The organism is Gordonia polyisoprenivorans (assembly GCF_017654315.1).
GTDB classification, from domain to species: Bacteria; Actinomycetota; Actinomycetes; order Mycobacteriales; family Mycobacteriaceae; genus Gordonia; species Gordonia polyisoprenivorans_A.
Genome location: NZ_CP072203.1, coordinates 5,400,982 through 5,427,643, shown reverse-complemented (window position 1 = coordinate 5,427,643; position 26,662 = coordinate 5,400,982). Strand labels below are relative to the sequence as shown.

Annotated in this window: 23 protein-coding genes; 11 read left to right on the top strand and 12 right to left on the bottom strand. The window is 66.7% G+C overall.

Annotated elements, in window-relative coordinates:
* The first annotated feature begins 38 nt into the window (after positions 1-38).
* The 3 genes from pstC (at position 39) to pstB (ending at position 2,899) form a co-directional block, all read left to right on the top strand.
* Positions 39-1,127 carry a phosphate ABC transporter permease subunit PstC gene (pstC, locus tag J6U32_RS24320; RefSeq protein ID WP_079930769.1) on the top strand — a complete coding sequence of 363 codons (1,089 nt, stop codon included), beginning with the start codon at positions 39-41 and terminating at the stop codon, positions 1,125-1,127.
* Positions 1,124-2,053: a phosphate ABC transporter permease PstA gene (pstA, locus tag J6U32_RS24315; RefSeq protein ID WP_208792510.1), complete on the top strand. Its 930-nt coding sequence runs from the start codon at positions 1,124-1,126 to the stop codon at positions 2,051-2,053. Before pstC ends, pstA begins: the two co-directional genes overlap by 4 nt.
* Before the next feature lie 69 nt (positions 2,054-2,122).
* A complete protein-coding gene (gene pstB / locus J6U32_RS24310; protein ID WP_014361332.1) occupies positions 2,123-2,899 on the top strand; it encodes a phosphate ABC transporter ATP-binding protein PstB in 777 nt (258 codons plus the stop codon).
* A 94-nt stretch (positions 2,900-2,993) separates the two neighbouring features.
* Here the strand turns inward: pstB and J6U32_RS24305 are convergent, their stop codons facing one another.
* The 6 genes from J6U32_RS24305 to J6U32_RS24280 all read right to left on the bottom strand — a co-directional run bounded on the left by J6U32_RS24305 (position 2,994) and on the right by J6U32_RS24280 (position 9,510).
* Positions 2,994-3,146, bottom strand: a complete 153-nt coding sequence (locus J6U32_RS24305; protein ID WP_208792509.1) for a hypothetical protein — start codon at positions 3,144-3,146, stop codon at positions 2,994-2,996.
* A gap of 145 nt (positions 3,147-3,291) precedes the next feature.
* Positions 3,292-3,948: a phosphate signaling complex protein PhoU gene (phoU, locus tag J6U32_RS24300; RefSeq protein WP_208792508.1), complete on the bottom strand. Its 657-nt coding sequence runs from the start codon at positions 3,946-3,948 to the stop codon at positions 3,292-3,294.
* Positions 3,949-4,065: 117 nt separating this feature from the next.
* Complete coding sequence (locus J6U32_RS24295) at positions 4,066-6,291, bottom strand: LCP family protein (RefSeq protein WP_208792507.1); 2,226 nt, start codon at positions 6,289-6,291, stop codon at positions 4,066-4,068.
* Between the two features lie 185 nt (positions 6,292-6,476).
* A complete protein-coding gene (dusB, locus tag J6U32_RS24290; RefSeq protein WP_244333034.1) occupies positions 6,477-7,562 on the bottom strand; it encodes a tRNA dihydrouridine synthase DusB in 1,086 nt (361 codons plus the stop codon).
* A 140-nt stretch (positions 7,563-7,702) separates the two neighbouring features.
* Complete coding sequence (locus J6U32_RS24285) at positions 7,703-8,695, bottom strand: acyl-ACP desaturase (protein WP_208792506.1); 993 nt, start codon at positions 8,693-8,695, stop codon at positions 7,703-7,705.
* Positions 8,696-8,979: 284 nt separating this feature from the next.
* The gene (locus J6U32_RS24280) at positions 8,980-9,510 is read right to left on the bottom strand and encodes a nuclear transport factor 2 family protein (protein WP_208792505.1); all 531 of its coding nucleotides are present in this window, start codon (positions 9,508-9,510) and stop codon (positions 8,980-8,982) included.
* 166 nt (positions 9,511-9,676) lie between these two features.
* Between J6U32_RS24280 and J6U32_RS24275 the strand changes: the two genes are divergently transcribed.
* A complete protein-coding gene (locus J6U32_RS24275) occupies positions 9,677-11,080 on the top strand; it encodes a WS/DGAT/MGAT family O-acyltransferase (RefSeq protein ID WP_208792504.1) in 1,404 nt (467 codons plus the stop codon).
* 40 nt (positions 11,081-11,120) lie between these two features.
* Positions 11,121-13,148: an NAD(+) synthase gene (locus J6U32_RS24270; protein WP_208792503.1), complete on the top strand. Its 2,028-nt coding sequence runs from the start codon at positions 11,121-11,123 to the stop codon at positions 13,146-13,148.
* A gap of 144 nt (positions 13,149-13,292) precedes the next feature.
* On the opposite strand, the gene J6U32_RS24265 is transcribed toward J6U32_RS24270, so the two are convergent.
* From J6U32_RS24265 to J6U32_RS24255, 3 genes are all read right to left on the bottom strand, one after another.
* Positions 13,293-14,582 (bottom strand): HNH endonuclease signature motif containing protein, encoded by a 1,290-nt coding sequence (locus tag J6U32_RS24265; protein ID WP_208792502.1) that lies wholly within the window; start codon positions 14,580-14,582, stop codon positions 13,293-13,295.
* Positions 14,583-14,997: 415 nt separating this feature from the next.
* Positions 14,998-16,155 carry an acyl-CoA dehydrogenase family protein gene (locus tag J6U32_RS24260; RefSeq protein ID WP_208792501.1) on the bottom strand — a complete coding sequence of 386 codons (1,158 nt, stop codon included), beginning with the start codon at positions 16,153-16,155 and terminating at the stop codon, positions 14,998-15,000.
* Between the two features lie 14 nt (positions 16,156-16,169).
* Positions 16,170-17,366, bottom strand: a complete 1,197-nt coding sequence (locus J6U32_RS24255) for an acyl-CoA dehydrogenase family protein (RefSeq protein ID WP_208796312.1) — start codon at positions 17,364-17,366, stop codon at positions 16,170-16,172.
* 390 nt (positions 17,367-17,756) lie between these two features.
* On the opposite strand from J6U32_RS24255, the gene J6U32_RS24250 reads away from it, so the two are divergent.
* The 6 genes from J6U32_RS24250 to J6U32_RS24225 are packed head-to-tail and all read left to right on the top strand — an operon-like array spanning position 17,757 to position 23,357.
* Positions 17,757-18,893, top strand: a complete 1,137-nt coding sequence (locus J6U32_RS24250; RefSeq protein ID WP_208792500.1) for a thiolase family protein — start codon at positions 17,757-17,759, stop codon at positions 18,891-18,893.
* Positions 18,894-18,912: 19 nt separating this feature from the next.
* Positions 18,913-19,677: an SDR family NAD(P)-dependent oxidoreductase gene (locus J6U32_RS24245; RefSeq protein WP_208792499.1), complete on the top strand. Its 765-nt coding sequence runs from the start codon at positions 18,913-18,915 to the stop codon at positions 19,675-19,677.
* Positions 19,674-21,353: a class I adenylate-forming enzyme family protein gene (locus J6U32_RS24240; protein WP_208792498.1), complete on the top strand. Its 1,680-nt coding sequence runs from the start codon at positions 19,674-19,676 to the stop codon at positions 21,351-21,353. Before J6U32_RS24245 ends, J6U32_RS24240 begins: the two co-directional genes overlap by 4 nt.
* Positions 21,346-22,575 carry an acetyl-CoA C-acetyltransferase gene (locus tag J6U32_RS24235; RefSeq protein WP_208792497.1) on the top strand — a complete coding sequence of 410 codons (1,230 nt, stop codon included), beginning with the start codon at positions 21,346-21,348 and terminating at the stop codon, positions 22,573-22,575. The genes J6U32_RS24240 and J6U32_RS24235 overlap by 8 nt, the downstream gene beginning before the upstream one ends.
* A gap of 57 nt (positions 22,576-22,632) precedes the next feature.
* Positions 22,633-22,863, top strand: coding sequence for a helix-turn-helix transcriptional regulator (locus tag J6U32_RS24230; protein ID WP_208792496.1), 231 nt, complete (start codon positions 22,633-22,635; stop codon positions 22,861-22,863).
* Entirely contained in the window at positions 22,860-23,357 is a 498-nt protein-coding gene (locus J6U32_RS24225) for a hypothetical protein (RefSeq protein ID WP_208792495.1), read from the top strand. Before J6U32_RS24230 ends, J6U32_RS24225 begins: the two co-directional genes overlap by 4 nt.
* A gap of 21 nt (positions 23,358-23,378) precedes the next feature.
* Here the strand turns inward: J6U32_RS24225 and J6U32_RS24220 are convergent, their stop codons facing one another.
* From J6U32_RS24220 to J6U32_RS24210, 3 genes are read right to left on the bottom strand one after another with little or no spacing between them, the layout of a single operon-like run.
* Complete coding sequence (locus J6U32_RS24220) at positions 23,379-24,269, bottom strand: LysR family transcriptional regulator (RefSeq protein ID WP_208792494.1); 891 nt, start codon at positions 24,267-24,269, stop codon at positions 23,379-23,381.
* Between the two features lie 5 nt (positions 24,270-24,274).
* Positions 24,275-25,219, bottom strand: coding sequence for a LysR family transcriptional regulator (locus J6U32_RS24215; protein ID WP_208792493.1), 945 nt, complete (start codon positions 25,217-25,219; stop codon positions 24,275-24,277).
* A 22-nt stretch (positions 25,220-25,241) separates the two neighbouring features.
* Positions 25,242-26,660: a family 1 glycosylhydrolase gene (locus J6U32_RS24210; RefSeq protein WP_208792492.1), complete on the bottom strand. Its 1,419-nt coding sequence runs from the start codon at positions 26,658-26,660 to the stop codon at positions 25,242-25,244.
* Between the last annotated feature and the right edge of the window lie 2 nt (positions 26,661-26,662).

Genomic DNA, 26,662 nt, shown 5'->3' with positions numbered 1-26,662 from the left:
AACACCTCGAAGTACCCGAACCCTAGGCGATAAGAGTTATGTCAGTGGATGACACCACCGGTACGGGCCGGGGTCATACGGACAATCCGTACGACCCCGGAGCGCAGCCGCCCGAAACGCCCAACCAGTTACCGCCCGAAGAAGAGCGAGAACTCGACGAGCAACTCCACCCGGGCCTGCGTAGCCACCGAGGTGCCACCGGCGACCGCGTCTTCTCCTATCTCGCCCGGGGTACCGGGTTCTTCGTCATCGCCCTGATCGCCGGTATCGGTATCTCACTGATCGTCGATGCCATACCGGCGATCGCGGCGAACAACGCGAACTTCCTGTTTTCCTCGGAGTGGCAGGTCAGCCAGTCGAACTTCGACGGCAACTCCGTGCGCTTCGGTGTGTGGGAGTTGTTCCGGGCCACCGCTTTGTCGTCGGTCTTCGCCCTGGCGCTGGCGACGCCGATCGCCATCGGCATCGCGGTCTTCCTCGTCGAATACGCACCGCGGCAGATCTCCCGGCCGCTCGGTGCGGTCATCGACCTGCTCGCCGCGGTGCCCTCGATCATCTTCGGCCTCTGGGGTATCTACATCCTCGCGCCGTTCATCGCGCCGTTCGCGGAATGGTTGAACAGCTCGTTGGGCTGGTTCTTCCTGTTCTCCTCGGGCAGCACGTCGGTCGCCGGCGGCGGCACCGTCTTCACCGCGGGGATCGTGCTCGCGATCATGATGCTGCCGATCATCACCTCCATCACCCGCGAGGTGTTGCGCCAGACGCCGAGCGGCCAGAAGGAGGCCGCGCTCGCGCTCGGCGCCACCAAATGGGAGGTCATCCGGATGACCTCCTTCCCCTACGGACGCTCCGGCATGATCGCCGCATCCATGCTCGCCCTCGGTCGCGCACTCGGCGAGACCATCGCGGTGATGATCATCCTGAGTTCGGCCGTCGGCCGTCTCAAGTGGTCGCTGTTCGAGGGCGGTGACACCTTCGCCTCCAAGATCGCCCGCGACGTCGGCGAGTTCGTCGGCAGCCGCGACACCCAGAGTGCGTACATCGCAGCAGGTCTGGTGCTGTTCATCCTCACATTCGTGGTCAATGCGATCGCCCGTTCGGTCGCCGGTGGAAAGGTGAACGGATGACCGTCACGATGGACAAGACCCCCGGGGGCGGCCCGGTCAAGGCCTCCGGCACGGCCTTCCGCGAGGTCTCGCTGAGCCGGAAACTACGCAACAACTCCGCGAAAGGCATCTTCATCGGCTGCTTCATCATCGGCGTCATCCCGCTGGTGTGGCTGCTGTGGACGGTCATCTCCAAGGGCGTCGGTGCCATCACCGACCCGAACTGGTGGTTCGGCGACGCCTACGGCATCGACACCACCACCCAGTTCGGGGCGGGCGTCGCGCCGGCCATCATCGGTTCGATCATCCAGGCGCTCGTCGCCGCGATCATCTCGGTGCCGATCGCCGTGCTGACCGCGGTCATGCTCGTCGAATACCCGACGTCGCGGCTGGTGAAGCCGGTCAGCTTCATGGTCGACATCCTCGCCGGAGTGCCGTCGATCGTCGCGACACTGTTCATCTTCACCGTCTTCGTCATCGGGTTGTCGATGGGGCAGAGCGGCTTCATGGTGAGCCTCGCACTGATCCTGCTGATGATCCCGATCGTCGTGCGCTCCACCGAAGAGATGCTCAAACTCGTTCCCGACGAGCTCCGCGAAGCCTCCTATGCGCTGGGCATCCCCAAGTGGAAGACCATCATGCGCATCGTCATCCCGACCGCACTGTCGGGCATGCTGTCGGGCATCTTCCTGGCCATCGCCCGCATCATGGGCGAGACCGCGCCGGTGCTGATCCTCGCCGGACCGGCGAGCACGATGGTCAAGACGAACCCGTTCGAGGGCGGCATGAACTCGTTGCCCCTGTTCATCAAGGACATGTGGGCGGCGAGTCAGCCCGCGTCGTCGTTCTACTACTGGGGCGCCGCGCTCACCCTGATCATCATCGTCGCCGTCCTCAACCTGTTCGCCGCCGTGCTCTCGAAGCTGCTGGCCCCCAAGACCAAGTAAGTCCGAGCCGAGCGCAGTCGAAAGGGGCTGTGCGCCAAGCTCATCCATCGCCGTAAAGAAAGTAGTTCCATGGCCAAGCGCCTCGACATCAAAGACCTGAACATCTACTACGGCAAGTTCCACGCCGTGAAGGACGTGACGCTCTCGGTCCCGCCGCGCAGCATCACCGCGTTCATCGGCCCGTCGGGCTGTGGCAAGTCGACCGTGCTGCGCACGCTCAACCGGATGCACGAGGAGATCCCGGGCGCCTACGCGGTGGGCAGCGTGCTGCTCGACGGTGAGGACATCTACGGCAAGGGCGTGAACCCCACCAGCGTCCGTACGACCATCGGCATGGTGTTCCAGCGCCCCAACCCGTTCCCGACGATGTCGATCCGCGACAACGTGGTCGCCGGTCTCAAACTGCAGGGCGTGCGGGGCAAATCGCAGCTCAACGAGGTGTGCGAGCGCAGCCTGCGCGGCGCGAACCTGTGGGAAGAGGTCAAGGACCGGCTCGACAAGCCCGGTGGCGGGCTCTCCGGTGGTCAGCAGCAGCGTCTGTGCATCGCCCGCGCGATCGCGGTCTCCCCGGACGTGTTGCTGATGGACGAGCCGTGCTCGGCGCTCGACCCCATCTCGACCCTGGCCATCGAGGACCTGATGGGCGAGCTCAAGAAGGACTACACGATCGTCATCGTCACCCACAACATGCAGCAGGCCGCGCGGGTGAGTGATCAGACGGCGTTCTTCAACCTCGAAGGGGTCGGGCAGCCCGGCCAGCTCGTCGAGATCAACGACACCGAGACGATCTTCTCCAACCCGACCAAGCGTGAGACCGAGGACTACATCTCGGGACGCTTCGGCTGAGGCAGGGAAGCGCGCAACGACCGAAGTCCCCGGATCGCCTGGCAGTGGCACGAAGCCATCGGCGGCCGGGGACTTGTCGTATGTGGAGGGCTAGTCACATGTTGAGGTAGAGAATCACCAGTAGTGCCAGCAGGGACGCGATCACCCCGGCATAGGTGAGCAGCTGCCGGGCACACACGCCGGCACCGGCATTGCCTTGGTCCCCAGCGGCGTCGACATCCGGGTCGGTGGGCGAGTGCAGGCTCATGACGAGCTACGCTAGCCGGTCGCCGGGGCCTGATGCACACCGATCGGTGACCTCGGATGGGGTATCACACGCACATACGCAACGTGGTGCAGCACACACCGAGCGTGCTGCACCACGAAAGCGGAAGTGACCGGGGTGAGACGCCCTAGGCGTCGAGGTCGGCGAGGGTCTTACCGGTCGCTTGGAACACCACTCGGCGTCCGATCATGACGGCGTGGTCGGCGAACCGCTCGTAGTAGCGGCCGAGCAGGGTGATGTCGACCGCGGAGGCCACCCCGTGTTCCCATTCCCGGTCCATCAGCACGGTGAACAGGTGACGGTGCAGGTCGTCCATGGCGTCGTCATCCTCTTCGAGACGGACGGCGGCCTGCGGATCCTGCGAATCGAGGGCTTCGCGGGCGTTGCGCGCGAGATGCACGGCCAACCGCCCCATCTCCGCGAAGTACCCGGCGACCTCCTCGGGCAGCGCCTTGGCGGGGTGCCGACGACGTGCGACCTTGGCGACATGCAGCGCGAGCGCGCCCATGCGGTCGGCGTCGGCGACGATCTGCAGCGCGCTGACGATGCCGCGCAGATCACCGGCCACCGGGGCCTGCAGGGCCAGCAGCCCGAAGGCCTGCTCCTCGGCGCGGGTGGCGAGTTCGTTCATCCGGTCGTTCTCACTGATGACCTCTTCGGCGATCGCGAGATCGGCTTGGAGCAGCGAGCGGGTCGCGCGCTCCATCGCCGAGCCCGCGAGGTCGCACATCTCACCCAGGATGTTGTTGAGTGAGTGGAGTTGTTCCTGGTAGGCGGTCCGCATGTATCAAGGCTACTGCCTGTGTCGAGCGGTCACCGTCCCCTGTCGGGTGAACACACCGTGAACGGTGATCGGCGGTTCGACGCGGGGTCGGCATACCACCACGCGGAGTGATGCAGATCACGAACAGGTGGTGTCACCGGCATTGGTGATGGCCAGGTCATTGGGCAGATTCGAGGTGCTGGCGGCCGGCGGCAACGACGACGCCGAGAGCGTCGTGCCGACCGAGGGGGCCGTCCCGACCGACCCGTCGAAGGCCGATCCCAGGATGACCTCCACGCCGTCGCGCACCGTGCGGTCGAGCTGGATCGAGGCGCCCGGGAACATCTCGGCCACCGTGGCCGCCGAGTCCTCCGAACCGGTTCCGTACCGGATGACGGTGTCGGTGCGGTTCTCCGACGCGTCGGCGACGCCCTGGACGTCGAATCCCTGCGCCGACATCTGGTCGGAGACCTCGCTGGCGACACCGCTGCGCCCGCTGCCGTTGAGGACGCGCAGCGAGACGTTGCCGGGGTTCTGGGCGGTCGCCGCGACCTTGGTGGGGGCGGCCTGCGTTGTCGTCGACGGGCGGGCACTCGAACTGGAGCTGGTCTTCTCGGCCTGCTCGCCGGGCAGCGGCTGATCGTCGATGATGGCGTTGAAGATCGCGTTGATCGCGTCGGTGTTGGGCAACTCGTTGTTGCTGCCGTCGGTGGCGGTGCCGCTGGTGGGCAGGGTGATGAAGGTGACCCGGCCGGCCTCGATGCCCTGCATCGATTCGGCGAGCTTCAACAAGGAGTCGGTGTTGACGTTGTCGACGAAGCTGTAGTTGATGAAGGTGTTGACGATCGAATTCAGCTTCGCCGGGTTGGTGAGGACGTTGCTCGACAGACTCGACCGCAGCAGCGACGACATGAACAGCTGCTGGCGTTTGATGCGGCCGTAGTCGCCGTTGCCCTCGGTGGAGACCATGCGGGCGCGGACGTAGTTCAGGGCACGACGGCCGGTCAGCTTCTGTTTGCCCGGTTTGCGCAGGATCTGACCGAGCTCGTAGTCGTAGATCGGTTGGGTCGAACAGACCTCCACACCGCCGACCGCGTTGACGACCTTCTCGAAGCCCTCGAAGTCCATCGCGATGAAGTGGTTGATGTTCAGACCGCTTATCTCGGTGATGACCCGCACCAGGCACTGCGGACCACCGTCGGCATAGACGCTGTTGAGTTTCACCTGCGTCTCGGCGCCCAGCGGCGCGCCGTAGGAGCCCTTGTCGTTGTCCCACTGCTCGCATTCGGGCCGGTCGACCTGCAGATCACGCGGGAACGACACGGCCACGACCCGGCTGCGGTCGGCGGGGATGTTGACGAGGATGACGGTGTCGGAGCGGGCGCCCTCCACGTCGGCGGTGGTGCCCGCGCCGACATCGCCGTTCTGCCCGCTCCGGGTGTCGGTGCCGACGATGAGGTAGTTCTCGTCGCCGTACTGGGCGTTCTTGTTGCGGATGTTGGTGTCGTCGGGGTTGACGGCCATGATGTTGCGCCAGGCGCCGTTCTTGGAGTTCAGATAACCCCAGACGAAGCCGGTGCCGACCAGCGCCATCACGCAAGCCACCGCGACCAGGATGCGACCGGTCACCGTGGCGTTGCGTCGCATCACCTGCTTGCGTGTGCGGGCCCGCACACGGCGGGGACGCGACCGCGCCATCTCGGTCAGATCCGGGGTGCGCTGCAGCGGGGGGCCGGCCGGTTCGGTGGCGGCGGCAGGAGCGTCGGTGCCGGTGGTGGTGTCGGGGGCCGGTGCGTCCTCGCTCTCACCCGTCGGCGCGACCGGTGTGACGGGTTCGAACTCCTCGGGTGCGACCGGCGCGGCGTGGGAGCCCTGTGCGCGCGACTCCTCGCTGGCACGGCGCGCGGTGGCCTGGTCGGAGAGGTCCACGCCGGTCGGTGCGTCGGTGACCGGGGGGAGTTTCTGGGTGACGTCGGCCGGGGCGTAGCGCGTGACCGGGGGAACCGACACCGGGGGAATCGACTCGGTCGGCGGATCCGCACGCGGGGGAGCAGGCGCAGGTGGCGGGCTCGACCGCGGGCGTCGAAGTCTCGGGCGGGTCGGCGGGATGGCCTGCGTCGGGGTGTCGTCGGATGCTCCGGCCGACGCGTCGTCGGCATTCATCTGCTCCATCAGCTGCCGCACGGTCAGCCGACTGCGCCCCCGGACGAACCGATCCGCGGAGCGGGGCTCGCGGAGCCGATCGGCGGGCGGGCTCTCACCCGACGCGGCGAAGCCCGACCCACGGTCATCGCCGGTACGGCGAGCGTCGGGGTCGTCACCGTCACCCGGCTGGGCGCCCTTGTTCGGCGTCGAACGACTCAACTGACAGTTCCTCTTCCCCCGGCAAGCTTTCGTGGACCGCGCCGTCGGGGTTCAACGCGTGCGGCACGCTCCGATCTCGAACCTGCCGCAGCAGGACCTTGCGACATCTTACTTAGTCTCTGCCGGGAAGCACTTCCGCCGGTCGCCGATCCCGGCGGCGAGGGCACGAGTCGCCTGGGCTCGGCTCACCCGCCGGAGTGCATCACCTCGGCGCCGGCCGGCACCACGTCCTCGTCCGGATCATCGAGCCAGCCGTCCGGCAGCGCCACCTTGGCGGGCGATCCCTGACGCCCGCGAGGACCGTGTCCGTCGTCGGGGAATGGGGCGTCGGCGGGCAGCGTCGCCACCAGATCACGCAGCTCCGGAAGCGTGGTGACCAGTGAAAGTCGTTGGCGCAGATCCGATCCGGCAGGAAAGCCGCGGAGGTACCAGGCGACGTGCTTGCGGATCTCGCGCATGCCCTTGTCCTCGCCGTGGTGGTCGGCGAGCAGCTCGCCGTGGCGCACGATGATGGCCGCGACCTCGCCGAGGGTCGGCTGGGCCGGCGCGGGCAGGCCGTTCAGCTCGGCGGCGAGTTCGGCGAACAGCCACGGCCGGCCCAGGCAGCCGCGGCCGATGACGACGCCGTCACACCCGGTGCGCTTCATCATCGCCACCGCGTCGGCGGGCTCGAAGATGTCGCCGTTGCCGAGCACCGGGACGTCGGTGACATGCTCCTTGAGCCTGGCGATCTCGTCCCAGTCGGCCTGCCCGGAGTATCGTTGGGATGCCGTACGTGCATGCAGCGCAACCGCTTTCGCGCCCTCCTCGGCAGCGATGCGCCCGGCGTCGAGGTGGGTGTGGTGCTCGTCGTCGATGCCGATGCGGAATTTCACGGTGACCGGGATGTCGGTGCCCTCGGTGGCGCGCACCGCGGCGGCGACAATCCTGCGGAACAGGGTGCGCTTGTAGGGGATCGCCGATCCGCCACCCTTGCGGGTCACCTTCGGGACCGGGCAACCGAAGTTCATGTCGATGTGGTCGGCGAGGTTCTCCTCGACGATCATCTTCGCGGCCTCGTAGGTGTACCGCGGGTCGACCGTGTACAGCTGCATCGACCGCGGATTCTCGTCCGGACCGAAGGTGGTCATGTGCATCGTCACCGGATGGCGCTCGACAAGCGCTCGCGCGGTGACCATTTCGCACACGTAGAGCCCCGACACCGTCCCGGTGCGGGCGAGTTCGAGTTCGCGGCACAGGGTGCGGAAGGCGACGTTGGTGACCCCGGCCATCGGTGCGAGGACCACCGGGCTCGACAATTCGAACGGTCCGATGCGCAGTCCGGATTCTCGGGACGGGGCGGTCGGGACAGACGCCGAACCGGCGCCCTCGGTGGTCGAGGACGCCGGTGCGGTCAGTGTCGGTGCGGTGCTCAGGATGCCTGACGCTCCCGCTTCTTGGCCTCGCGGGCGAGGGCGCGGTCGCGCATCTCCTCGAACTTGAGGGTGTCCTTCTCGAGCTGCTCGAGGAAGGCGGCGAGTTCCTCGCGGGTCTTCTCACCCTCGGCGGAGAAGTCGTCGCGGTCGAACACGTTCCACTTGCGCAGGACGGGCTGCACGACCTCTTCGAGGTGCTGGCGCAGGTCGTAGATGCCGTGCTTGGCCATCAACACGCCGTGGCGGCGGAAGTTGGGCATGCCGGCGCCGGGCATCTGGAAGTTGGTGACGATGTCGGTGACCGCACGCAGCGTCTGATCGGGGGCGAGATCCATCCCGGCGCCACAGATGTTGCGGTAGAAGATCATGTGCAGGTTCTCGTCGGCGGCGATGCGCTGCAGCATCTTGTCGGCGATCGGGTCGTTGCAGGCCTTGCCGGTGTTGCGGTGGCTGACCCGGGTGGCCAGCTCCTGGAAGGTGACGTAGGCGACGGAGTGCAGGATGCCGAGCTCGTCGACGTGCTCCTCGATCTCGTCGGTGCGTCCGGCGGCGGCGAGCATCGGGTCGTAGCCGTTGGTCATGTGGACCATGCGGTCGGCCTCGAGGGCGGCGGGATCGACACCGCGGGTCACCACGAGGTAGTCGCGCATCACGATGCCGTGACGGTTCTCCTCGGCGGTCCAGCGGCCGACCCAGTGGCCCCACGCCGAATCCATCGAGAAGTTGTCGGCGATCACGCGGTGATACGAGGGCAGGTTGTCCTCGGTCAGCAGGTTGGTGATCATCGCGGCCTTGGCGACCTCGCTGAGCTGCGACTGCTCTGGGTCGTAGTCCGGGCCGCCCAGCGCCGGGTAGTTCTTGCCCTCGTCCCACGGGATGTAGTCGTGCGGGTTCCAGTCGCGAGCGATCTTGAGGTGTCGGTTCACGTTCTCTTCGGCAACCGGAGCGAGTTCCTGCAAGAGCTCCAGTTGAGTCAGTGCACGTGCCATAGAGATTCCTCCGAACGGTGGTCGCATACGTGTGGGGTCGGTGCGCACACGGTTGGGTCAGCACTACAGGCTACGGCACAAACCAGGCCGAACCCAAGTCATTACCTACGGTGTCGTAACCAGACCTCTCGGTCATGTTGCTGGGGTGATGTCGCTGCCTTTGCGATGTCGCTGTCCCTCGGATGTCGCTGTGGACGTCGATGGTGTTACCCCGGTTCACCATCGTGGGCGATCGGCATCGGCCGGGTCCAGGCCCGGACGCGTACTCACAGGTGATCGGCAGATCAGCGGCGCGCGGCGAACGCGGGCCCGATCCGGCGCATCCATTCGGCCGCGCCGTCATCGAGAGTACCGAGCTCGGAAGCCTTTTCACACCACTTCATCGCAGCGGCCCCGAATTCGAGCGGGTTGTAGACGTCCTCCTCGCGCGACCACAGCCCGTCGCCGGCGTAGGTGAGGATGGTGATGTTGGTCGCGGTGATGAGGCTGCCGTCGCCGGGATCGCGCATCGGGTTGTCCACCTCGCAGATCACCCGCGCGGTCGACGGGTCGGCGACGTGCCACAGTGCCGGAAAACCCGTCATATGGCTGCCCGGGAATGCCGTCATCGTCTTCCAGATCCACGCCCGGATCTCCTCGCGACCACGCATGACGCCCATGGCGTGCTCCACGTAGTCGGCGTCGGTGGTGAACAGCTCGGCAAAGCGATCCCAGTCCCGGCTGACCCCGATCTCCGCCACGGTCTGCTGGAAGTTGGCGAAAGCGGCGTCGAGTTCGGCGGCGTCGAAGGTCGGCGCGTCTGCGGGGTTGGACACGTGTCCACCCTACGGGTGGCAGGCGCCGAATCGGTCGAATTCCGCATTCTCGGGCAATGCGTGGGGATGGCCGCGGTCGGGGAGCAGAATGGTGAGTGGGGCCGAAAGAGGGCCGCGTCGCCGAAGCGCTCCGGGGTGCTTCGGCCGAGACAAGTGGAGGTCCGCAGTGCAGCGGTTGAGTGGTTTGGACGCGTCGTTCCTGTATCTGGAGACGCGCTCGCAGTTGATGCATGTCGTGGGGATCATGGAACTCGATGCGAGCACCATTCCCGGTGGCTACAGCTTCACCCGGATGCGTACCCAGCTCAACGCGCGGGTCGCCGCGATGCCGATGTTGCGACGCAAACTGGAGAACTCCGCGCTCAACATCGACCACCCGGTGTGGGTCGAGGACGACCACTTCGACATCGATCGGCACGTGCACCGGGTGGCGTTGCCCTCGCCCGCGGGCAAGAAGGAACTCAACGAGCTCTGCGGCCACCTCGCCGGGCAGGCCCTCGATCGGGGCAAACCGCTGTGGGAGCTCTGGATCATCGAGGGCAGCGCCGACGGCAAGATCTGCGCGTTCCTGCGGATGCACCACGCCAGCGTCGACGGCGTCACCACCGCCGAGGTGCTCGGCCAGCTCTGCAGCCTGACCCCCGACGAGCCCGACGTCGACCCGGAGAAGGTCGCCGAGACCGCCGGTGGACCCAACCGGACCGGCATGGTGATCTCCGGCGCGCTCAACTACTTCGTGCAGCGACCGATCGCGATGGTCAAACTGCTTCCACAGACCGTCGGCGTGCCGATCGAGTGGTTCCGCCGGTCACGCTCCCGGACCGGAATGCCCGCCCCCTTCGCCGCGCCACGCACCGTGTTCAACGGTCCGATCTCGCCGCATCGCAGCATCGCGACCACCCAACTCTCCCTCGACGATGTCAAGCGGGTGAAGAATCGCTTCGGGGTGAAGGTCAACGACGTGGTGCTCGCGATGGTCGGCGGCGCGCTGCGTGAATATCTCTCCCAGCACGGTGACCTGCCGGGGTCGCCGCTGGTGGCGATGGTCCCGGTGTCGGTCCACGACGCCGACGAGCGCGATCTCGTGGTCAACGGCACCAACAAGGTGACCGGCATGTTCACCGAATTGCCGTCGGACGTCGCCGATCCGGTCGAACGGCTCGAACGTGCCGGGGAACTCGCCCGCCGCGCCAAGGAGCATCACGCCGACATCGATGCGAACATCCTGCGTGCGTGGGCGCAGTTCGCACCCGGCACCACGCTGTCGACGCTGATGAAGTTCTACGGCGACCGCAAACTGTCGATGAACCATCCGCCCGTCTTCAACGTGACGGTGTCCAACGTCGCCGGACCCGACTTCCCGATGTACTTCTGTGGGGCGAAGGTGGCGGCCATCTATCCGCTGGGTCCGATCTTCCACGGCCTGGCCCTCAACATAACCGTCTTCTCCGTCGACGGACACCTCAACGTCGGCATCCTGACCTGCCCCGACGAGGTGCCCGACGTCGAGATGATCGCCGAGGCCTTCGATCACCAACTCAAGGCGTTGATCGAGGCGTGTGACGACTGAGGGTCGACGCCGCGAACGGCCTCGCAGTTAGGCTGAGACCGTGTCTGTTCACGACCATGGTTTCGCGCGGGTCACCGGGGCAATCCCGGTTGTCCGCATCGCCGATCCGAAGGCCAATGCCGAGGCGATCGTCGAGTCGATGCGGCAGGGCGCCGCAGAGGGCTCGCTGCTCGTCGTCTTCCCCGAGATGGGTTTGTGTGGTTACAGCATCGACGATCTCGTCCAGCAGGATGCGATTCTCGACGGTTGTCGCGACGCACTGAAGTCGATCGTCGACGCCAGTGCAGGGTTGACCCCGCTCGTGGTGGTGGGGTTACCGCTGGTGGTCGGCGACGGCCTGTACAACTGTGCCGCGGTGATCCGTGACGGCGCAGTACTGGGCGTGATCCCCAAGTCGTATCTGGCCAACTATCGGGAGTTCTACGACAAGCGCTACTACAGTGCCGCACGCGATGCGTCGCAGGATACGGTGCGGCTCTTCGGCTCCGACGTCCCGTTCGGTGCGGATATCCTCTTCGACGCCGAGGATGTCCCGGGCTTCTGCCTGCATGTGGAGATCTGCGAGGACGGCTGGGTGCCCATCCCGCCAAGCGTGTGGGCCTCCCTGGCCGGCGCGACCATCCTGGCGAATCTGTCGGGTAGCCCGGTCACCGTCGGAAAAGAGTCGTACCGGAAGTTGTTGAGTACCAGCCATTCCGCGCGCTGCATCGCCGCGCACCTGTACGTGGCGGCCGGGTTCGGCGAATCCACGACCGATCTCGCGTGGGACGGCGACGCGTTGATCACCGAGAACGGGACCCTGCTCACACGCAGTAAGCAATTCGAGATGGGTGCCCAATCCATCACCGCCGACATCGATCTCGACCGTCTGCGCCAGGAGCGCATGCGTATGACCAGTGTGCGCGATCAGGTCGGCGACCACGCCGAGGACCTGAAAAGGTTGCGGCGCATCGGTTTCAGCTTCGGCGTGCAGCCTGGAACCGATGACGTCGATGTGCTGCGACGTGCCATTGCGCGGTTCCCGTTCGTGCCCAGCGGCACCAGCGACCTCGATGAACGTTGTCGGGAAGTCGGCAACATCCAGGTGCAGGGACTCGCGGCGCGTTTGCGTGCGACGGGACTCGAGAAGATCGTCATCGGTGTTTCCGGTGGACTCGATTCGACCCTTGCGTTGTTGGTCGCGGTGGACACCTTCGACCGACTCGAGTTGCCGCGCACCAATATTCTGGCCTACACGATGCCAGGCTTCGCCACCGGAGGCGCAACACTGCGGCGGGCGCACGTCCTGATGGACTCGCTGGGCGTGAGTGGGACGGAACTCGACATCCGCCCGTCGTGCGAGCAGATGCTCGCCGACCTCGACCACCCGTACTCGCGTGGCGAGAAGGTCTTCGATGTGACGTTCGAGAACGTGCAGGCCGGGGAACGGACCTCACACCTGTTCCGCCTGGCCAACCACCATGGCGCCATCGTCCTCGGTACGGGAGATCTTTCCGAGCTCGCCCTCGGATGGTGCACCTACGGCGTCGGTGATCAGATGTCGCACTACAACGTCAACGGGTCGGTTCCCAAAACTCTTGTCCGCCATCTCATCCGGTGGATGATCAGCTCCGGTGAGTTCTCCGATGAGACCAGTGAGGTTCTCGCCGAGATCCTCGCCGACGTGATCTCACCAGAATTGGTACCGCCAGGCGAGGACGGTGCGATTCAATCCACCGAAGACACCGTCGGGCCGTACGAATTGCACGACTTCTTTCTCTACTATCTCACCCGGTTCGGCTACCGTCCCAGCAAAGTCGCGTACCTCGCCCGTCAAGCTTGGGGTGATCTCGACCGAACGCCGTGGGATACCGAGCCGCTCGACGACCGCAACGTCTACGACGCGGCGACGATCGACAAGTGGCTCACGGTTTTCTGCCAGCGGTTCATGGCCAACCAGTTCAAGCGCACAGCCATGCCCAACGGACCCAAGATCGGTTCCGGCGGTTCGCTGTCGCCACGCGGTGACTGGCGTTCACCGTCGGATGCCTCCGCACGTGCGTGGTTACAGGAGCTCCGCGGGGAGTGAGACGCGGGCAGTGAGATGCGGCCGGGCCCCACGGTGATCATCTCGACCACCGTGGGGCGGTTCGCTATTGAGTTCTCAAACAACAGATGCGGTCCCGGCGATGCCGGGTGCGGGGAATCAAGTTGTGGGGCAGGGCAGGGCAGGTCAGGCTGCTGCGTCGTCGAGTCGCATGCTGCGTCGGTGATACGACGGCACAGGTCGGCGTTTCGGATCGACAGTGGCGGGTGGGATCAGCCAGGGGTGTCGGTCGAATCCCATGATGATGTCCCATCCGTGGTGGTGGACGTCGTCATGGCAGCTGGTGCACAGGAGACAGCCATTGTCGAGGTCGGTGGGACCGCCATCGGCCCAATGCGCGAGGTGGTGTCCCTGGCAGCGTCCGGCGTGGGCGCCGCATTTGATGCATCCACGATCACGCACGAGTAAGGCTTTGCGTTGGCCGGGGGTGAAGAAGCGTTCTTTGTGTCCGACGTCGAGGGGTACGCCGTCGGTGTTGAGGATGATTTTGGTGATCGTGGTGTCACACGACAACAACTTGGCGGTGGCTTCGGTGATCGGACCCATGTTCTGCAAGTCCCCGCCGAGTGCCGGGTTGTCGGCCGACCAGGTCCACAACAGGCCGTTGGTGGGTGTGGCTGAGAAGGTGGTGTCGGCCAATCCTTGTGCCGCGAGTTCGACGATCGTTTCGAACGCGGCGGCACAGATCTGCTCGGGCGTCCGCGGATCGGGTGACCCATCGGGCTGCGGTTTCGGTGCAGACAAGGTTTCCATCAAAGTGCGGGTTTTCTCCCCGGCGACGATGTCGAGGTTCGCCGAGATCTCCAACCGGCCGTCGTCGGTGATGCGGTCGGTGTAGGAGTTGATCGTCTTGTCTTCGGCGGCCGGTGACCCACCGGGCGTCTCCGCGGCGAGCTCGTTACCCAACTGCCGCGCGTAGAGGTTGATTTCGGCGGGGGTGAATCCGGCGAAGTAGTGCGACAAGAGTTTCCGGAGGTATTCGCAGCGTTGGACGGTGTCCAAAGGTTCGGGAGAGCGGGTGTCGATGTGTGCCAGTCCGCGGACGATGGCGTCGGTGTGTTCGGACGAGATGGACCCGTCGGCGGCGTGCGCCAACAACAGATCGATATCGGTGGTGCCGGCGACCCGCACGTACCGACCTGCGACTGAGGGCGCGAAGCCCATGCTGATCAACAGTTCTCGCAGTCGGGTGGTTTTGTGGTCGGCGACCCCGAGTCGGTCCAGTTCGCCGGTGAGGGTGGTGGCGTGGTGATCGACCAGGTTCCGCAACAACAGGACTTGTTTCATCGCGCCGAAGGCTTGGGGCCCGGTCATCTCCGGATTCCATTGCAGGTCGCTGAGTTGGGTGACGATGGTGGCGAAGATTGCTTCGGCGTCAACGGTTTCCGCGTCGAGAGTTTCAGTGGTGTCGATCATGGGCCCCTCCCCGGTGGCTGATCGGTTTGATGGCTCCAGTGTACTCGAACATGTGGATTAGGGCAAGGGTATTCGATAGTTCTGGGGAGGGAAAGGTGTTTGTGGACAACAGGTTCCGAGGGTGAGCTGGCGGCAGTTTTCTGTCGGTGGGGTGTGGTAGGGGATGCGGATTCAGCTGTAGATGTTCGATGTGGTTGGGAGGCTTGTTGTCTCGCCGGGTCTCGAGGCTCGCCGCACGCGGCTCGCACCTCGACCATCGGGGGGCAGGCCGCTGGGCGCCGTTGATCTCGACCATTGGGGGAAGGGCAGGCCGCTGGGTGCCGTTGATCTCGACCATTGGGGGAAGGCCAGGCGGCTGGGCGGCGTTCACCTCGACCATCGGGGGAAGGGGACGGAGTGCGCGGCGCGCGAAAAACTACAGCCCCAGATCCTTGGCGATGATCGTCTTCATCACCTCGTTGGTCCCGCCGTAGATCCGCGATACGCGGGTGTCGGCGTAGAGGCGGGCGATGGGGAACTCGGTGATGTAGCCGTAGCCGCCGTGCAGCTGTAGGCATTTGTCGATGACCCGGCCCGCGGTGTCGGTGGCGAAGAGTTTGGCGCGGGCGGCGTCGGGAACCGAAAGCTCACCCGAGTTGTGCAGCGTCAGAGCGTGATCGACGAACTGCTGGATCGCCTCGACCTCCGCAGAGCATTCGGCGAGCACGAACTTCGTGTTCTGGAAGGAGGCGACGGGACGCCCGAAGACGTCACGCTCGCGGGTGTAGGCAAGTGCATGCTGCAGGGCAGCGGCGGCGGTGGCCGCCGAGCCGATCGCGATGGTGAGCCGCTCCTGGGCCAGATTGTGTGTGAGGTACCGGAATCCGGCGCCCTCCTCACCGAGGCGATCGGCCACCGGCACGCGCACCGAGCTGAACGAGAGTTCGGCGGTGTCGGAGGCCTTGAGACCGATCTTCTCCAGCTTGCGGCCCACGGCGAAGCCCTCGGAGGAGGTGTCGACCACCAGGATCGACAGGCCGCCGCGCCGGTTGTCGGGGTCGAAGGCCGACGTGCGGCAGACCACCAGGATGCGGTCGGCCAGGGCGCCGCCGGTGATGAACGTCTTGGCGCCGTCGAGGATGTAGTGGTCGCCGTCCTCGCTGAGTCTGGCGGTGGTGGAGATGTTGGCCAGATCAGACCCGGTGCCGGGCTCGGTCATCGCAATCGCGAACATCAGCTCGCCGGAACAGAATCCGGGTAGCCACCGCTGCTTCTGTTCGTCGGTCGCGTACTCCATCAGGTAGGGCAGGATGAGGTTGGCGTGCACCGAATAGCTGCCGAAGGTCACTCCGGCCAGCGCGCATTCCTCGGCGATGACCATCGAGTAGGTGAAGTCGTGCTCGCCGCCACCGCCGTATTCCTCGGGCGCCTCGATGCCGAGCACCCCGAGTTCACCGAGCTTGTTGTAGAACTCGCGCGGCGGATGCCCCTGCTTCTCCCAGTCGTGGTGGACGGGTACGACCTCCTTGGCGATGAAGTCGCGAATGGTCTTGCGGAAGGCTTGGTGATCGTCGTTGAACACGGTGCGCTGCATGGGTTCTGGCCTCTCTAATTGGTGCGGTACTCGCGGAGCAGTCCCTTGGAGATGATCTGTTTCTGGATTTCGCTGGTGCCCTCGCCGATCAGCAGGAACGGAGCTTCCCGCATCAGCCGTTCGATCTCGAATTCCTTGGAATAGCCGTAGCCGCCGTGGATACGAAAACTGGCCTGGGTGACCTCAGCGCAGTACTCGCTGCACAGGTACTTCGCCATGCCGGCCGCGACGTCGTTGCGTTCGCCGGAGTCCTTGAGCCGGGCCGCGTTCACCATCATCAGGTGCGCCGCTTCGGTTTTGGTGGCCATCTCGGCCAGCGAGAAGGCGATCGCCTGATGCTCGGCGATCGGCTTGCCGAAGGTGCGTCGCTGTTGGGCATAGGTGACGGCGAGTTCGAAGGCGCGCTGGGCGATGCCGCAGGCCCGCGCCGACACGTTGACCCGGCCGACCTCGACGCCGTCCATCATCTGCGCGAATCCGCGGCCCGGTGTGCCGCCGAGGATGTGCTCGGCATCGGTGCGATAACCGTCGAAGATCAACTCGGTGGTGTCGATCCCCTTGTAGCCCATCTTGTCGATCTTTCTGGGAATCGTCAGTCCGGCAACCACTTCGCCGAAACCGGCCGGCTTCTCGATGAGGAAGGTGGTCAGGTTGTGGTGTGGCTTCTCGGCTCCCTCATCGGTGCGCACGAGCGCCGCGACCAGGGTCGACGAGGCGCCGTTGGTGAGCCACATCTTCGCGCCGTTGATCGTGTAGGTTCCGTCGTCGGAGCGTTTGGCCGACGTCGTGATGGCCGCGACGTCGGAGCCGAGGTCCGGTTCGCTCATCGAGAAGGCGCCACGCACCTCACCGGTCGCCATCTGCGGCAGCAGCCGCTGCTTCTGCTCCTCGGTTCCGTGCTGTCGCAGCATGTAGGCGACGATGAAGTGGGTGTTGATCACCCCGGACACACTCATCCAGCCGCGTGCGAGTTCCTCGACGCACAGCGCATAGGTCAGCAACGATTCGCCCAGCCCGCCGTACTCCTCCGGGATCATCAGCCCGAACAGTCCCATCTCCCGCATGCCGGCGACGATCTCCTCGGGGTAGGCGTCGGCATGCTCGAGTTCTTGCGCGTTGGGAATGATCTGGGTGTCGACGAAGCGCCGCACGTTGGCGACGATGTCGGTCTGGATGTCGGTGAGACCGAGGGTCTGGGCAAGGCGGGCCATGGTCTTCAGCATGCCCGTGACGGGCCCGCCCGGTAACGGGGTCTTCGGCTAAGGCTCCGATAGGAGGAGACAATGCCACGTCTGGAGGCCGTCGCTGTGGGCCGCTGACCAGCACGTATAGGCGACACCCTGGGCACTCATCGCAGAACCGGGCAGTGTCGGAGATTCCGGCAGAGGGGTCTGCTGGGCGCGATCCCGCCATCGAATCGTCGGTGACGCCCCCACCGCTTGCGGCGACGCCGTGTGCCGAGCGCGACATAGGTCGCGGCTATGACCCCATGAGCGTGAATCACCTTGTGATCGAGTGCCCGTCATGGTCGATTCGTTCATAGGGGTCGATTCGTAGGTAGGGGTCGATTCGTTGGTAGTGGTTTCGAGAAAGGAACTCTGATGAGCGATGCGGTGATCGTCGATGCGGTCCGTACTCCGATCGGACGCCGGGGCGGGGCGTTGTCGGGTATCCATCCGGCCGACTTGTCCGCCCACGTCCTCGAGGCACTCGTGGAGCGCACCGGTGTCGATCCCGCCGACGTTGACGACGTCATGTGGGGGTGCGTCAGTCAGCACGCCGAACAGGCGGGCAACATCGCGCGCACCGCGATCCTGGCCGCCGGCTGGCCGGAAAGCGTTCCGGGGACCACGATCACGCGGGCCTGCGGATCGAGTCAGCAGTCGCTGGCGATGGCCGCCGCCGCGGTCATCAGCGGTCAGCTCGACATCGTGGTCGCCGGTGGGGTCGAGTCGATGAGCCGCGTGCCGATGGGCAGCGCGGCCCCGAACGGTGAGCATCAGCCCTCGACCGTGCTCGATCGCTACGGCGTCGACCGGTTCAGTCAGGGCATCGGAGCCGAGATGGTGGCCCGGCGTTGGGATCTGAGTCGCACCCGACTCGACGAGTACTCGCTGCGATCCCACGAGCTCGCGGCGGCGGCCAGCGATGCCGGAGCGTTCGACGGTCAGCTCGCCCCGGTGCCCGGCGTCCTCGAGGGAGACGAGGGCATCCGGCGCGGCGGGTCGCTGGAGTCCCTGGCCAAGCTCACGACCGTGTTCGACGAGAACGGGGTCATCCACGCCGGCAACGCCTCTCAGATCTCCGACGGTGCGGGCGCGCTGCTGGTGTGCTCGTCGGAGACCGCCGCAGCACACGGCTGGACCCCGCTGGTCCGTATCCACACCACCGTGGTGGCCGGCGACGATCCCGTCGTGATGCTCACCGGACCCATCCCGGCCACCGCCAAAGCCCTTGCCCGGTCCGGGCTCTCGATCGACGAGATCGGGGCGTTCGAGGTGAACGAGGCGTTCGCGCCGGTACCGCTGGCGTGGCAGATCGAGACGGGTGCGGCGGAGAAGGCGCTCAATCCGCTCGGCGGCGCCATCGCGGTCGGGCACCCACTCGGCGGCTCCGGCGCCATCCTCGCCACCCGGCTGGCGCATCACATGCGCGACAACACCATCCGTTACGGACTACAGACGATGTGCGAGGCGGGTGGCATGGCCAACGCCACCATCTTCGAACTCATCGGCTGACCACCTCAGGAGCAGATGTATGGAACTCAAGGACCTCTCCACCGCCATCACCGGCGGAGCCTCCGGCCTCGGCCTGGCCACCGCCCGGCGCATCGTCGATGCCGGCGGGCAGGTGACCCTCATCGACCTGCCGACCTCCGACGGTGCCGAGGTGGCCGAACAGCTCGGTGCCGCAGCGCGATTCGCGCCCGCCGATATCACCGACCGGGAGCAGTTCGCCGCCGCGCTCGACGTGGCCGACGACCGCGACGGTCTGCGCGCACTCGTGCACTGCGCCGGTGCGGGGCGCCGGATGCGCATCCTCGACGCGCAGGGACGCGCCGGATCGGCCGACGACTTCGAATTCGTCATCCGGCTCAACCTCATCGGCTCCTTCCACGCCCTCTCGCTGGGGGCCGAGCGGATGGCCCGGCTGCCCGAGATCGACGGCGAGCGGGGCGTGATCGTGATGACCGCATCGGTCGCCGCGTTCGAGGGACAGATCGGCCAGATCAACTACAGCGCCTCCAAGGCAGGCATCGTCGGGATGACACTGGTGGCCGCACGAGATCTGGCGAGCAAGCACATCCGCGTCAACACCATCGCCCCCGGCACCATGGACACCCCGTTGCTGGCGCGGTTGCGTGATGATGTCCGCGAGTCACTGGCCGCGAGCATCCCGAACCCCTCGCGGCTCGGCAAGCCCGACGAATTCGGCCGGTTGGCCGTCTCGATCGTGGAGAATCCGTACCTCAACGGGGAGATCATCCGCCTCGACGGCGCGATCCGGATGGCCCCGCGATGACCGAATTGCACTATTCGGCAATTACTCTCGCTGCGTTGCCGGCCGGCATGGCCCGGCTGTATGCGAACCGCGCGGCCGTCATCGACGGCGAGCGGATGCTCACCTTCGACGATCTCGACGTGCGCACCGCCGCGGTGGCCGCCGGGCTCGCCGCGATCGGGGTGGTGCAGCGCGACGTGGTCGCGCTGCACCTGACCAACAGCGCCGACTTCGTGCTGGCCTACTACGGGGCGTTGCGCGCCGGCGCGACCGTGACATTGATCAACCCGGCGCAGCCGGTCGCCGGGCTGCGGGCCCAACTCGTCGAGACCGGCGCCGTCGCGGTCGTCACCGAGGAGCCGCAGGCGCAGACACTGGCGTCGGCGATCGAGGGACTCGATCTGCGGGCGGCGATCCTCGTCGGTGACGACACCGGGTCCGAGACCGCCATGGCCCCTGCGGGTCTGATCACCCTGGCCGAGCTGACCGCCGATGCCGGCCCCACACCACGGGTCGCGATCACCGGTGCCGATGTGGCCCACCTGGCCTTCACCGGTGGCACCACCGGTGTCTCCAAGGGCGTGCAGGTGTTGCACCGCAACGTCATCGCCAACGTCACCCAGATGATCGCCTGGCGCGCCGGACATGCGGTGACCGAGAACGACGACGGGTCGTTTCGCCTCACCCCGCGCGACGGCGCAGGACGCGGCGTCGTACCCGGGCAGGCCGCCACCATCGTGGTGTCCCCGCTCTATCACGCGCACGCCCTGATCAACATGTCCTTCCTGCTGATGTGCGGTGCCACCCACGTGCTGGCCGGCCGATTCGATCCGGCCCGGATGCTCGATCTCATCGAACGACACCGCGCCACCTACATCACGGGCAGTCCGACGATGTGGCATGCGCTGGCCGCACATCCCGATGTGGCCACACGCGATCTCTCCTCGGTGCGGGTGGTGTCGTCGGGGGCCGCACCGATCGATCACGTCACCCTCGAGCGGCTCGCCGCGGCCTTCCCGTCGGGTGCTGTCGTGGAGGGCTACGGGCTGACCGAGGCGACCTGCCTGGTCTCGTCGGCGCCGCTGGCCGCCACCGGCAATGGCACCGGTGAATACCGTTTCGGCAGTGTCGGATTGCCGACCTTCGACACCGAGGTGTCGATCCGTTCGCTCGACGATCGCACCACCGAACTCGCCGCGGGCGAACGCGGTGGGCTGTGGGTCCGCGGACCTCAGGTGACCGCCGGGTACCTGCACCACCCCGAGATCACCGCCGAACAGTACGTCGACGGATGGCTCGACACCGGCGACATCGCCTACGTCGACGACGACGGCTACCTCTACATCTGCGACCGTGCCAAGGACATGCTGATCTACAAGGGCTACAACGTGTATCCGCGCGAACTCGAGGAGATTCTGGTGACCCACCCCGACATCGCCGGTGCCGCGGTGGTGGCCCGGGAGGCCGGGCCGGTCGGGCAGGAGCCGGTGGCCTTCGTCGTCGCCCGGCCCGGGCACCGGGTCGACGCCGACGCGGTGCAGGGCTTCGTCGCCGAACAGGTGTTGCCCTACAAGAAGATCCGCGACGTGATCGTCGTCGACGAGTTGCCCACCTCCGCCGCGGGCAAGATCCAGAAAGTGGCGTTGCGAGCCCAACTCGCCGCCGAGCACACCGGAAAGGACCGACTCCATGCGTGATGTTGTCATCTGCGAGCCCGTGCGCACCCCGATCGGGCGCTACGGGGGCATGTTCCGATCGCTGACCGCCGTCGACCTCGGGGTGGCCGCCCTGCGCGGACTCCTCGAGCGGACCGGCATCCCCGACGACGCCGTCGACGACGTGATCCTCGGTCACTGCAACGGCAACAGTGAGGCACCGGCGATCGGCCGTGTCGTCGCACTCGACGCCGGACTACCGACCACGGTGCCCGGCATGCACGTCGACCGACGCTGCGGATCGGGGTTGCAGGCGGTCATCCAGGCCGCCTACCAGGTGGGGTGCGGCGACAACGATCTCGTCGTCGCGGGCGGCACGGAGTCGATGAGCAACGCGTCGTTCTATTCGGTGGACATGCGTTGGGGCGGTGCGCGCACCGGAATCGCCATGCACGACAGCCTGGTTCGGGCCCGCTCCACCGCCGGTGGCAAGAACTGGCCGGTACCCGGTGGCATGATCGAAACCGCCGAGAACCTCCGCAAGGAGTACGGGATCTCCCGCGAGGAGCAGGACGATCTCGCCGTCGAATCGCACATGCGCGCGGTTCGTGCACAGAAGGACGGCATCCTCGGTGAGGAGATCATCCCGGTCACCGTGCGAGATCGTAAGTCCGAGAAGCTGATCGATACCGACGAGCATCCACGTCCCGATATCTCGCGCGAATCGCTCGCCGGACTGCGGCCCATCATGGGTGCCACCGACCCCGACGCCACGGTGACCGCGGGCAACGCCAGCGGACAGAACGACGCGGCCTCGATGTGCCTGGTGACCACCGCCGAGGTCGCCGCACGGCACGGCCTGACGCCGCTGGTGCGCCTGGTGTCGTGGGGCCTGGCCGGCGTGCCACCGGCGACCATGGGCATCGGCCCGGTGCCGGCCACCGCCAAGGCGCTGGACAAGGCGGGATTGACGCTCGTCGACATCGACGTCATCGAACTCAACGAGGCCTTCGCCGCGCAGGCGCTTGCCGTCACCCGGGAGTGGGGATTCGGCCGATTCGCCACCGACAGTCCCGATTTCGCGCGCACGAATGTTCACGGATCGGGTATCTCGCTGGGACATCCGGTCGGCGCGACCGGCGGACGGATGCTGGCATCGCTGGCGCGGGAACTGCACCGGCGCGAGGCGCGCTACGGCCTGGAGACCATGTGCATCGGCGGCGGGCAGGGGTTGGCCGCAGTATTCGAACGGGTCAGCGGATAGCCGATCTTCGTGACAAGCCGCCTTGACATCGGATGTCAAGGCGGCTTTACTCTTGGCATGCCCGACCCAGACGTCCTATCGCCGATCCGGGCCGCGCGGACCCGAGCGGCCCTACGGCAGTCCGATCTGGCGAAGGCGGTCGGGGTGAGCAGGCAGACGATCGTGTCGCTCGAACGCGGCGACTACGCACCGTCGGTCTACCTGGCCATCCGGGTCGCGCGGGCGCTCGGCGCCGGCGTCGAAGAACTGTTCCCGTTGCCCGAGGAGACCCTAGGAGAGCTGAGATGAGTTCCGGACGAACCACATTCCCCGATCTGTTGCTCGGCCCCGACGATGCGTCGTGGGGCGATGAACGTGAGCGCGCGGTACTGCTGGAGGGCTACGCCTACATCTACACCCTCTCGACGCTGCTGCTGTGGGCGCTCGGCGCCGTCGCGGCGTGGTTCGTACCCGCCTGGGTGACCGTCCTGTGGTGGGTCGCGTTGATCGCGCCCGCGATGGAATGGCAACGATTCTGCAAGGCTCGCCGCGTGGATCCCCAGACGCTGGTCTACGCCCGCGGATCCCGCCGCCGCATCATCGTCACCAGCCTGTACACCGGTGCCTGCTCACTGTCGATGGCACTCGCGGTGATCCTCTGGCTCGGACCCGACGGTGAGGCCACGACGATCGTGGGGGCCGTCGTCGGCGGTATCGTCGGCGGCGCCGCGGCGTTCCTACTGGCCCGTCGACATGCGATCAAGTCCGAGAAAGAGCAAGCCGCAGGCGATCTCGACGACTGAGCAGTGCGCACCCCGCGCACCTCACTCCTCGACCGCTCGCTGCGCTGCCATCGACCGCGCGACGTCGGCGAAGGCCTGACCGGCGACCGAGAGGCCGCCCGGATCGAAGATCATCGCGAAAGTCCGTGCGAACCGCGGTGACACCGGCCGCACCACCGCGCGATCGGCCACCGATTCGGCGATGCGACGTTCGAGCAGGGTGGCCCCGATCCCGGCGAGCACCATGGGCAGTCGCTGCTCCCGATGGTCGGAGAGCACCGCGATCGGCAGTCGCACACCGGATTCGCGGATCGCGCTCTCGATCTCCTCGGCGACCGACCCGCCCCGCGGAACGAAGACCATGGGAATGCGGGGGAGATCGGCGATGGGGATCGGCCCGTCGGGAACCTCGGTCCCGGGTGGGCACACCAGCCAGAATTCCTGTTCACCGAGCACGATCATGTCGAGATCGTCACCGACCGTGGGCAAGTGGGTGATGACGAACTCGCAGCGCCCCTCCTCGATCATCGGCGACGCCTGTGTCTCGACCCGCAGGTCGCCGAGGCGCACGGTGACCCCCGGATGGCGGGCCCGGAAGCCGGCGACCAGGTCGATCACCGCGCCGCCGTCGATGAAGGGGGAGGCGAGCACGTCGACGCGGCCGGTCGGTTCGTCACCGGCCGCGGAGAGGGCGTCGTCGACGGCAGCCACATCACGCATGATCTGTCGGGTCGATCCGACGAGCGCTCGTCCCGCAGAACTCGGCACCATGCCGCGTCCGATCCGGTGGAACAACTGCACCCCGACTTCTCGTTCCAATGCCCGAAGTGCCTGGGACACAGTCGGTTGGGTGACGCCCAACGACGCCGAGGCTCCGCCGATCCCGCCGTGCTCGACGACGGCGAGGAAGTACTCGAGCTGGCGCAGTTCCATCGAACTCACCACGCTCCGTCGTGGGAAATGGTGGCCTCGTCGGGCACGAGGTCGGCCGGTGGCGCGGGTGTCCCGCTGATGCGGCGCGCCACCGCGACGAAGGCGATCGCCGCCGGCGAGGGTTGCCCCGACCGCATCACCAGTCCGTAGTCGCGCAGCAATGGGGGCGCCACGCCGAAGACCTCGGCGCCGCTGAACTGTTCGGCGGCGACCGGACGCGGGACCACCGTCCCGCCGACGCCGCGGTCGACGAGATCCCAGATGGCCGAGGAATGGGCGCAGTCGACCACCACGTTGCGGGCGTCGTCGGCGATGACGTCGGCGAGCAGTGCCGCGGTCGCCTGATCGGACAGGTTGACCAGCAGCGGCAGATCGCGCACGGCCGCGCGGGGCACCGTGCCCGACTCGGTGACCACATCGTCACCGACGAGTCCCGGTGGCGCGGCGAGGACGAGTTCCTGCGCGCCGAGCGGGATCGACACGAGCGAGGCGTGGTCGGCGTCGGAATCGATCACCCCGATCTCGGCGTCACCGCGCCGCAACGCGGCGAGTACCCCGGACGGGCCGTCGGCGGCGTGGACGCGGACGACCACGGCGTCGTGTCGCTCCCGGAAGGCCCGCACCATCGTGACCAGCGGGTCGATCGCGAAGGCGGCGTCGGTGACGATGTCGACGCGTCCGGAGCGCAGTTCACGGACGGCGGCCACCTTCAGTTTCGCGCGCTCGACGTCGGCGAGGATACGGCGCGCGGCGACCTCGACGCGCCGGCCTGCGTCGGTGAGTTCGAGTCGTCGACCACTGCGGTCGAACAGGGTGACACCGAGACGGCGTTCGAGCGTGCGGATGGCCTGGGAGAGTGAGGGCTGGGAGATGTAGAGGGCATGCGCCGCCTTGGTGATGCCGCCGTGGTCGATCACCGCGACGAAGTAGGTGGCGAGATGCAGGTCCACCGCCACAGCCTAGTCACCGCGCTCAGAGCTGTGCCCGCGGCCCGTCGACGCGGGAGGGCATGATCCACGATTGGGGGATGCGGGCGAAGGAGCCGACCGCCGGTGCCATCACCGGCCGGTAGTTCGCCGCCGGCCCCGCACCCGCCGTCAGCTCACGGTAGGCGTCCACCCCGCTCGTCGGATGACGCGTGAGGCCCGGATCGCGCAGCACGTCGACCCGGTACAGACCGAATCGTGGTGTGTAGCTGCCCCATTCGTAGTTGTCGGTGATCGACCAGTGGTTGTAGCCGACGATCGGTAGTCCGTCGCCGCGCGCACGTTGAAGCCAGAAGAGACTGTCGCGCAGGAAGTTCGCCCGGGTGTAGCCGTCGGCGCGGGGTGCTCCGTCGGACAGCGGCATGCCGTTCTCGACGATGTAGAGCGGTTTTCCGGGGAAGGCCTGTGCGTAGTGATGGCACGCCTGGTAGATGTCGTCGGGTTGCGGGCGGACCGCCGCGAAATCGCCGCCCGCCGCGGCGATCGTGGTGAGATTGTTCAGCGCCGCGCCATAGTAGTAATCGATGCCGATGAAGTCGAGGGTGTCGACGACCCGATTCATGAACAACGCATCGGTGACCGGGGTGACCGCGGGCAGGAAGGCCTCGTTGACCGCAACGCGCGCTTGCGGATTCGCGTCATGGGCGGCGGTGTGGGCGATCCGGTGGGCGTGTGCGATGCGGTCGAGGAACCGCGGCATGTCGGCGTCGGTGAGTGCGCCGATCTCCTTCTCGTGACCGTAGAAGACCAGGGGCTCGTTGATGCTGATCCACATCGAACACTGCTCGGCGTAGCGCGCGGTGATCATGCGCGCATACCGTTCGAAGTCGCCGAGTGTGCGGGCGCCGAGGAAGCCGCCCTGATCGGCCACCCACCCCGGATACACGTAATGCACCAGCGTGATCATCGGGCTCATGCCCAACGACCGGATGTCGGCGACGAGGTCGTCGTAGTAGGCCAACGCCGCCGCACTGAACCGGCCGCGCTGCGGCTCGACCCGCGCCCACTCGATACCGAAACGAAAGGTGTTGAGTCCCATGCCCGCGGCGAGGTGCAGATCGGACCGGTAGCGGTGCCGGAAGTCGACGGAGTTGCGTACCGGGTCGACCCGTCCGGTCCGCGCCGCACGGTCGGTGTAGCGCCGCCAGTTGGAGTCCGGGTTGAAGCCCTCGGCCTGGAAACCCGAGGTGGCCGCCCCGAAATGGAAGCCGTCGGTCCAGCCGGGCACGCGTGGGGCGTGCACGAAGGGTGCGGTGCCCGGCGCGGCGGAGGCCGGCGCAGCACGTGCCCCCGACGCGCCCAGCCCGACTCCCGCTGCGACCGCGGTGGTGGCGCCGAGCAGACCGCGCCGGGAGATCCCCGACGGCTGCGCGGCGTGGGCCCCGGAGCGGTGAGATCGGCTCATCC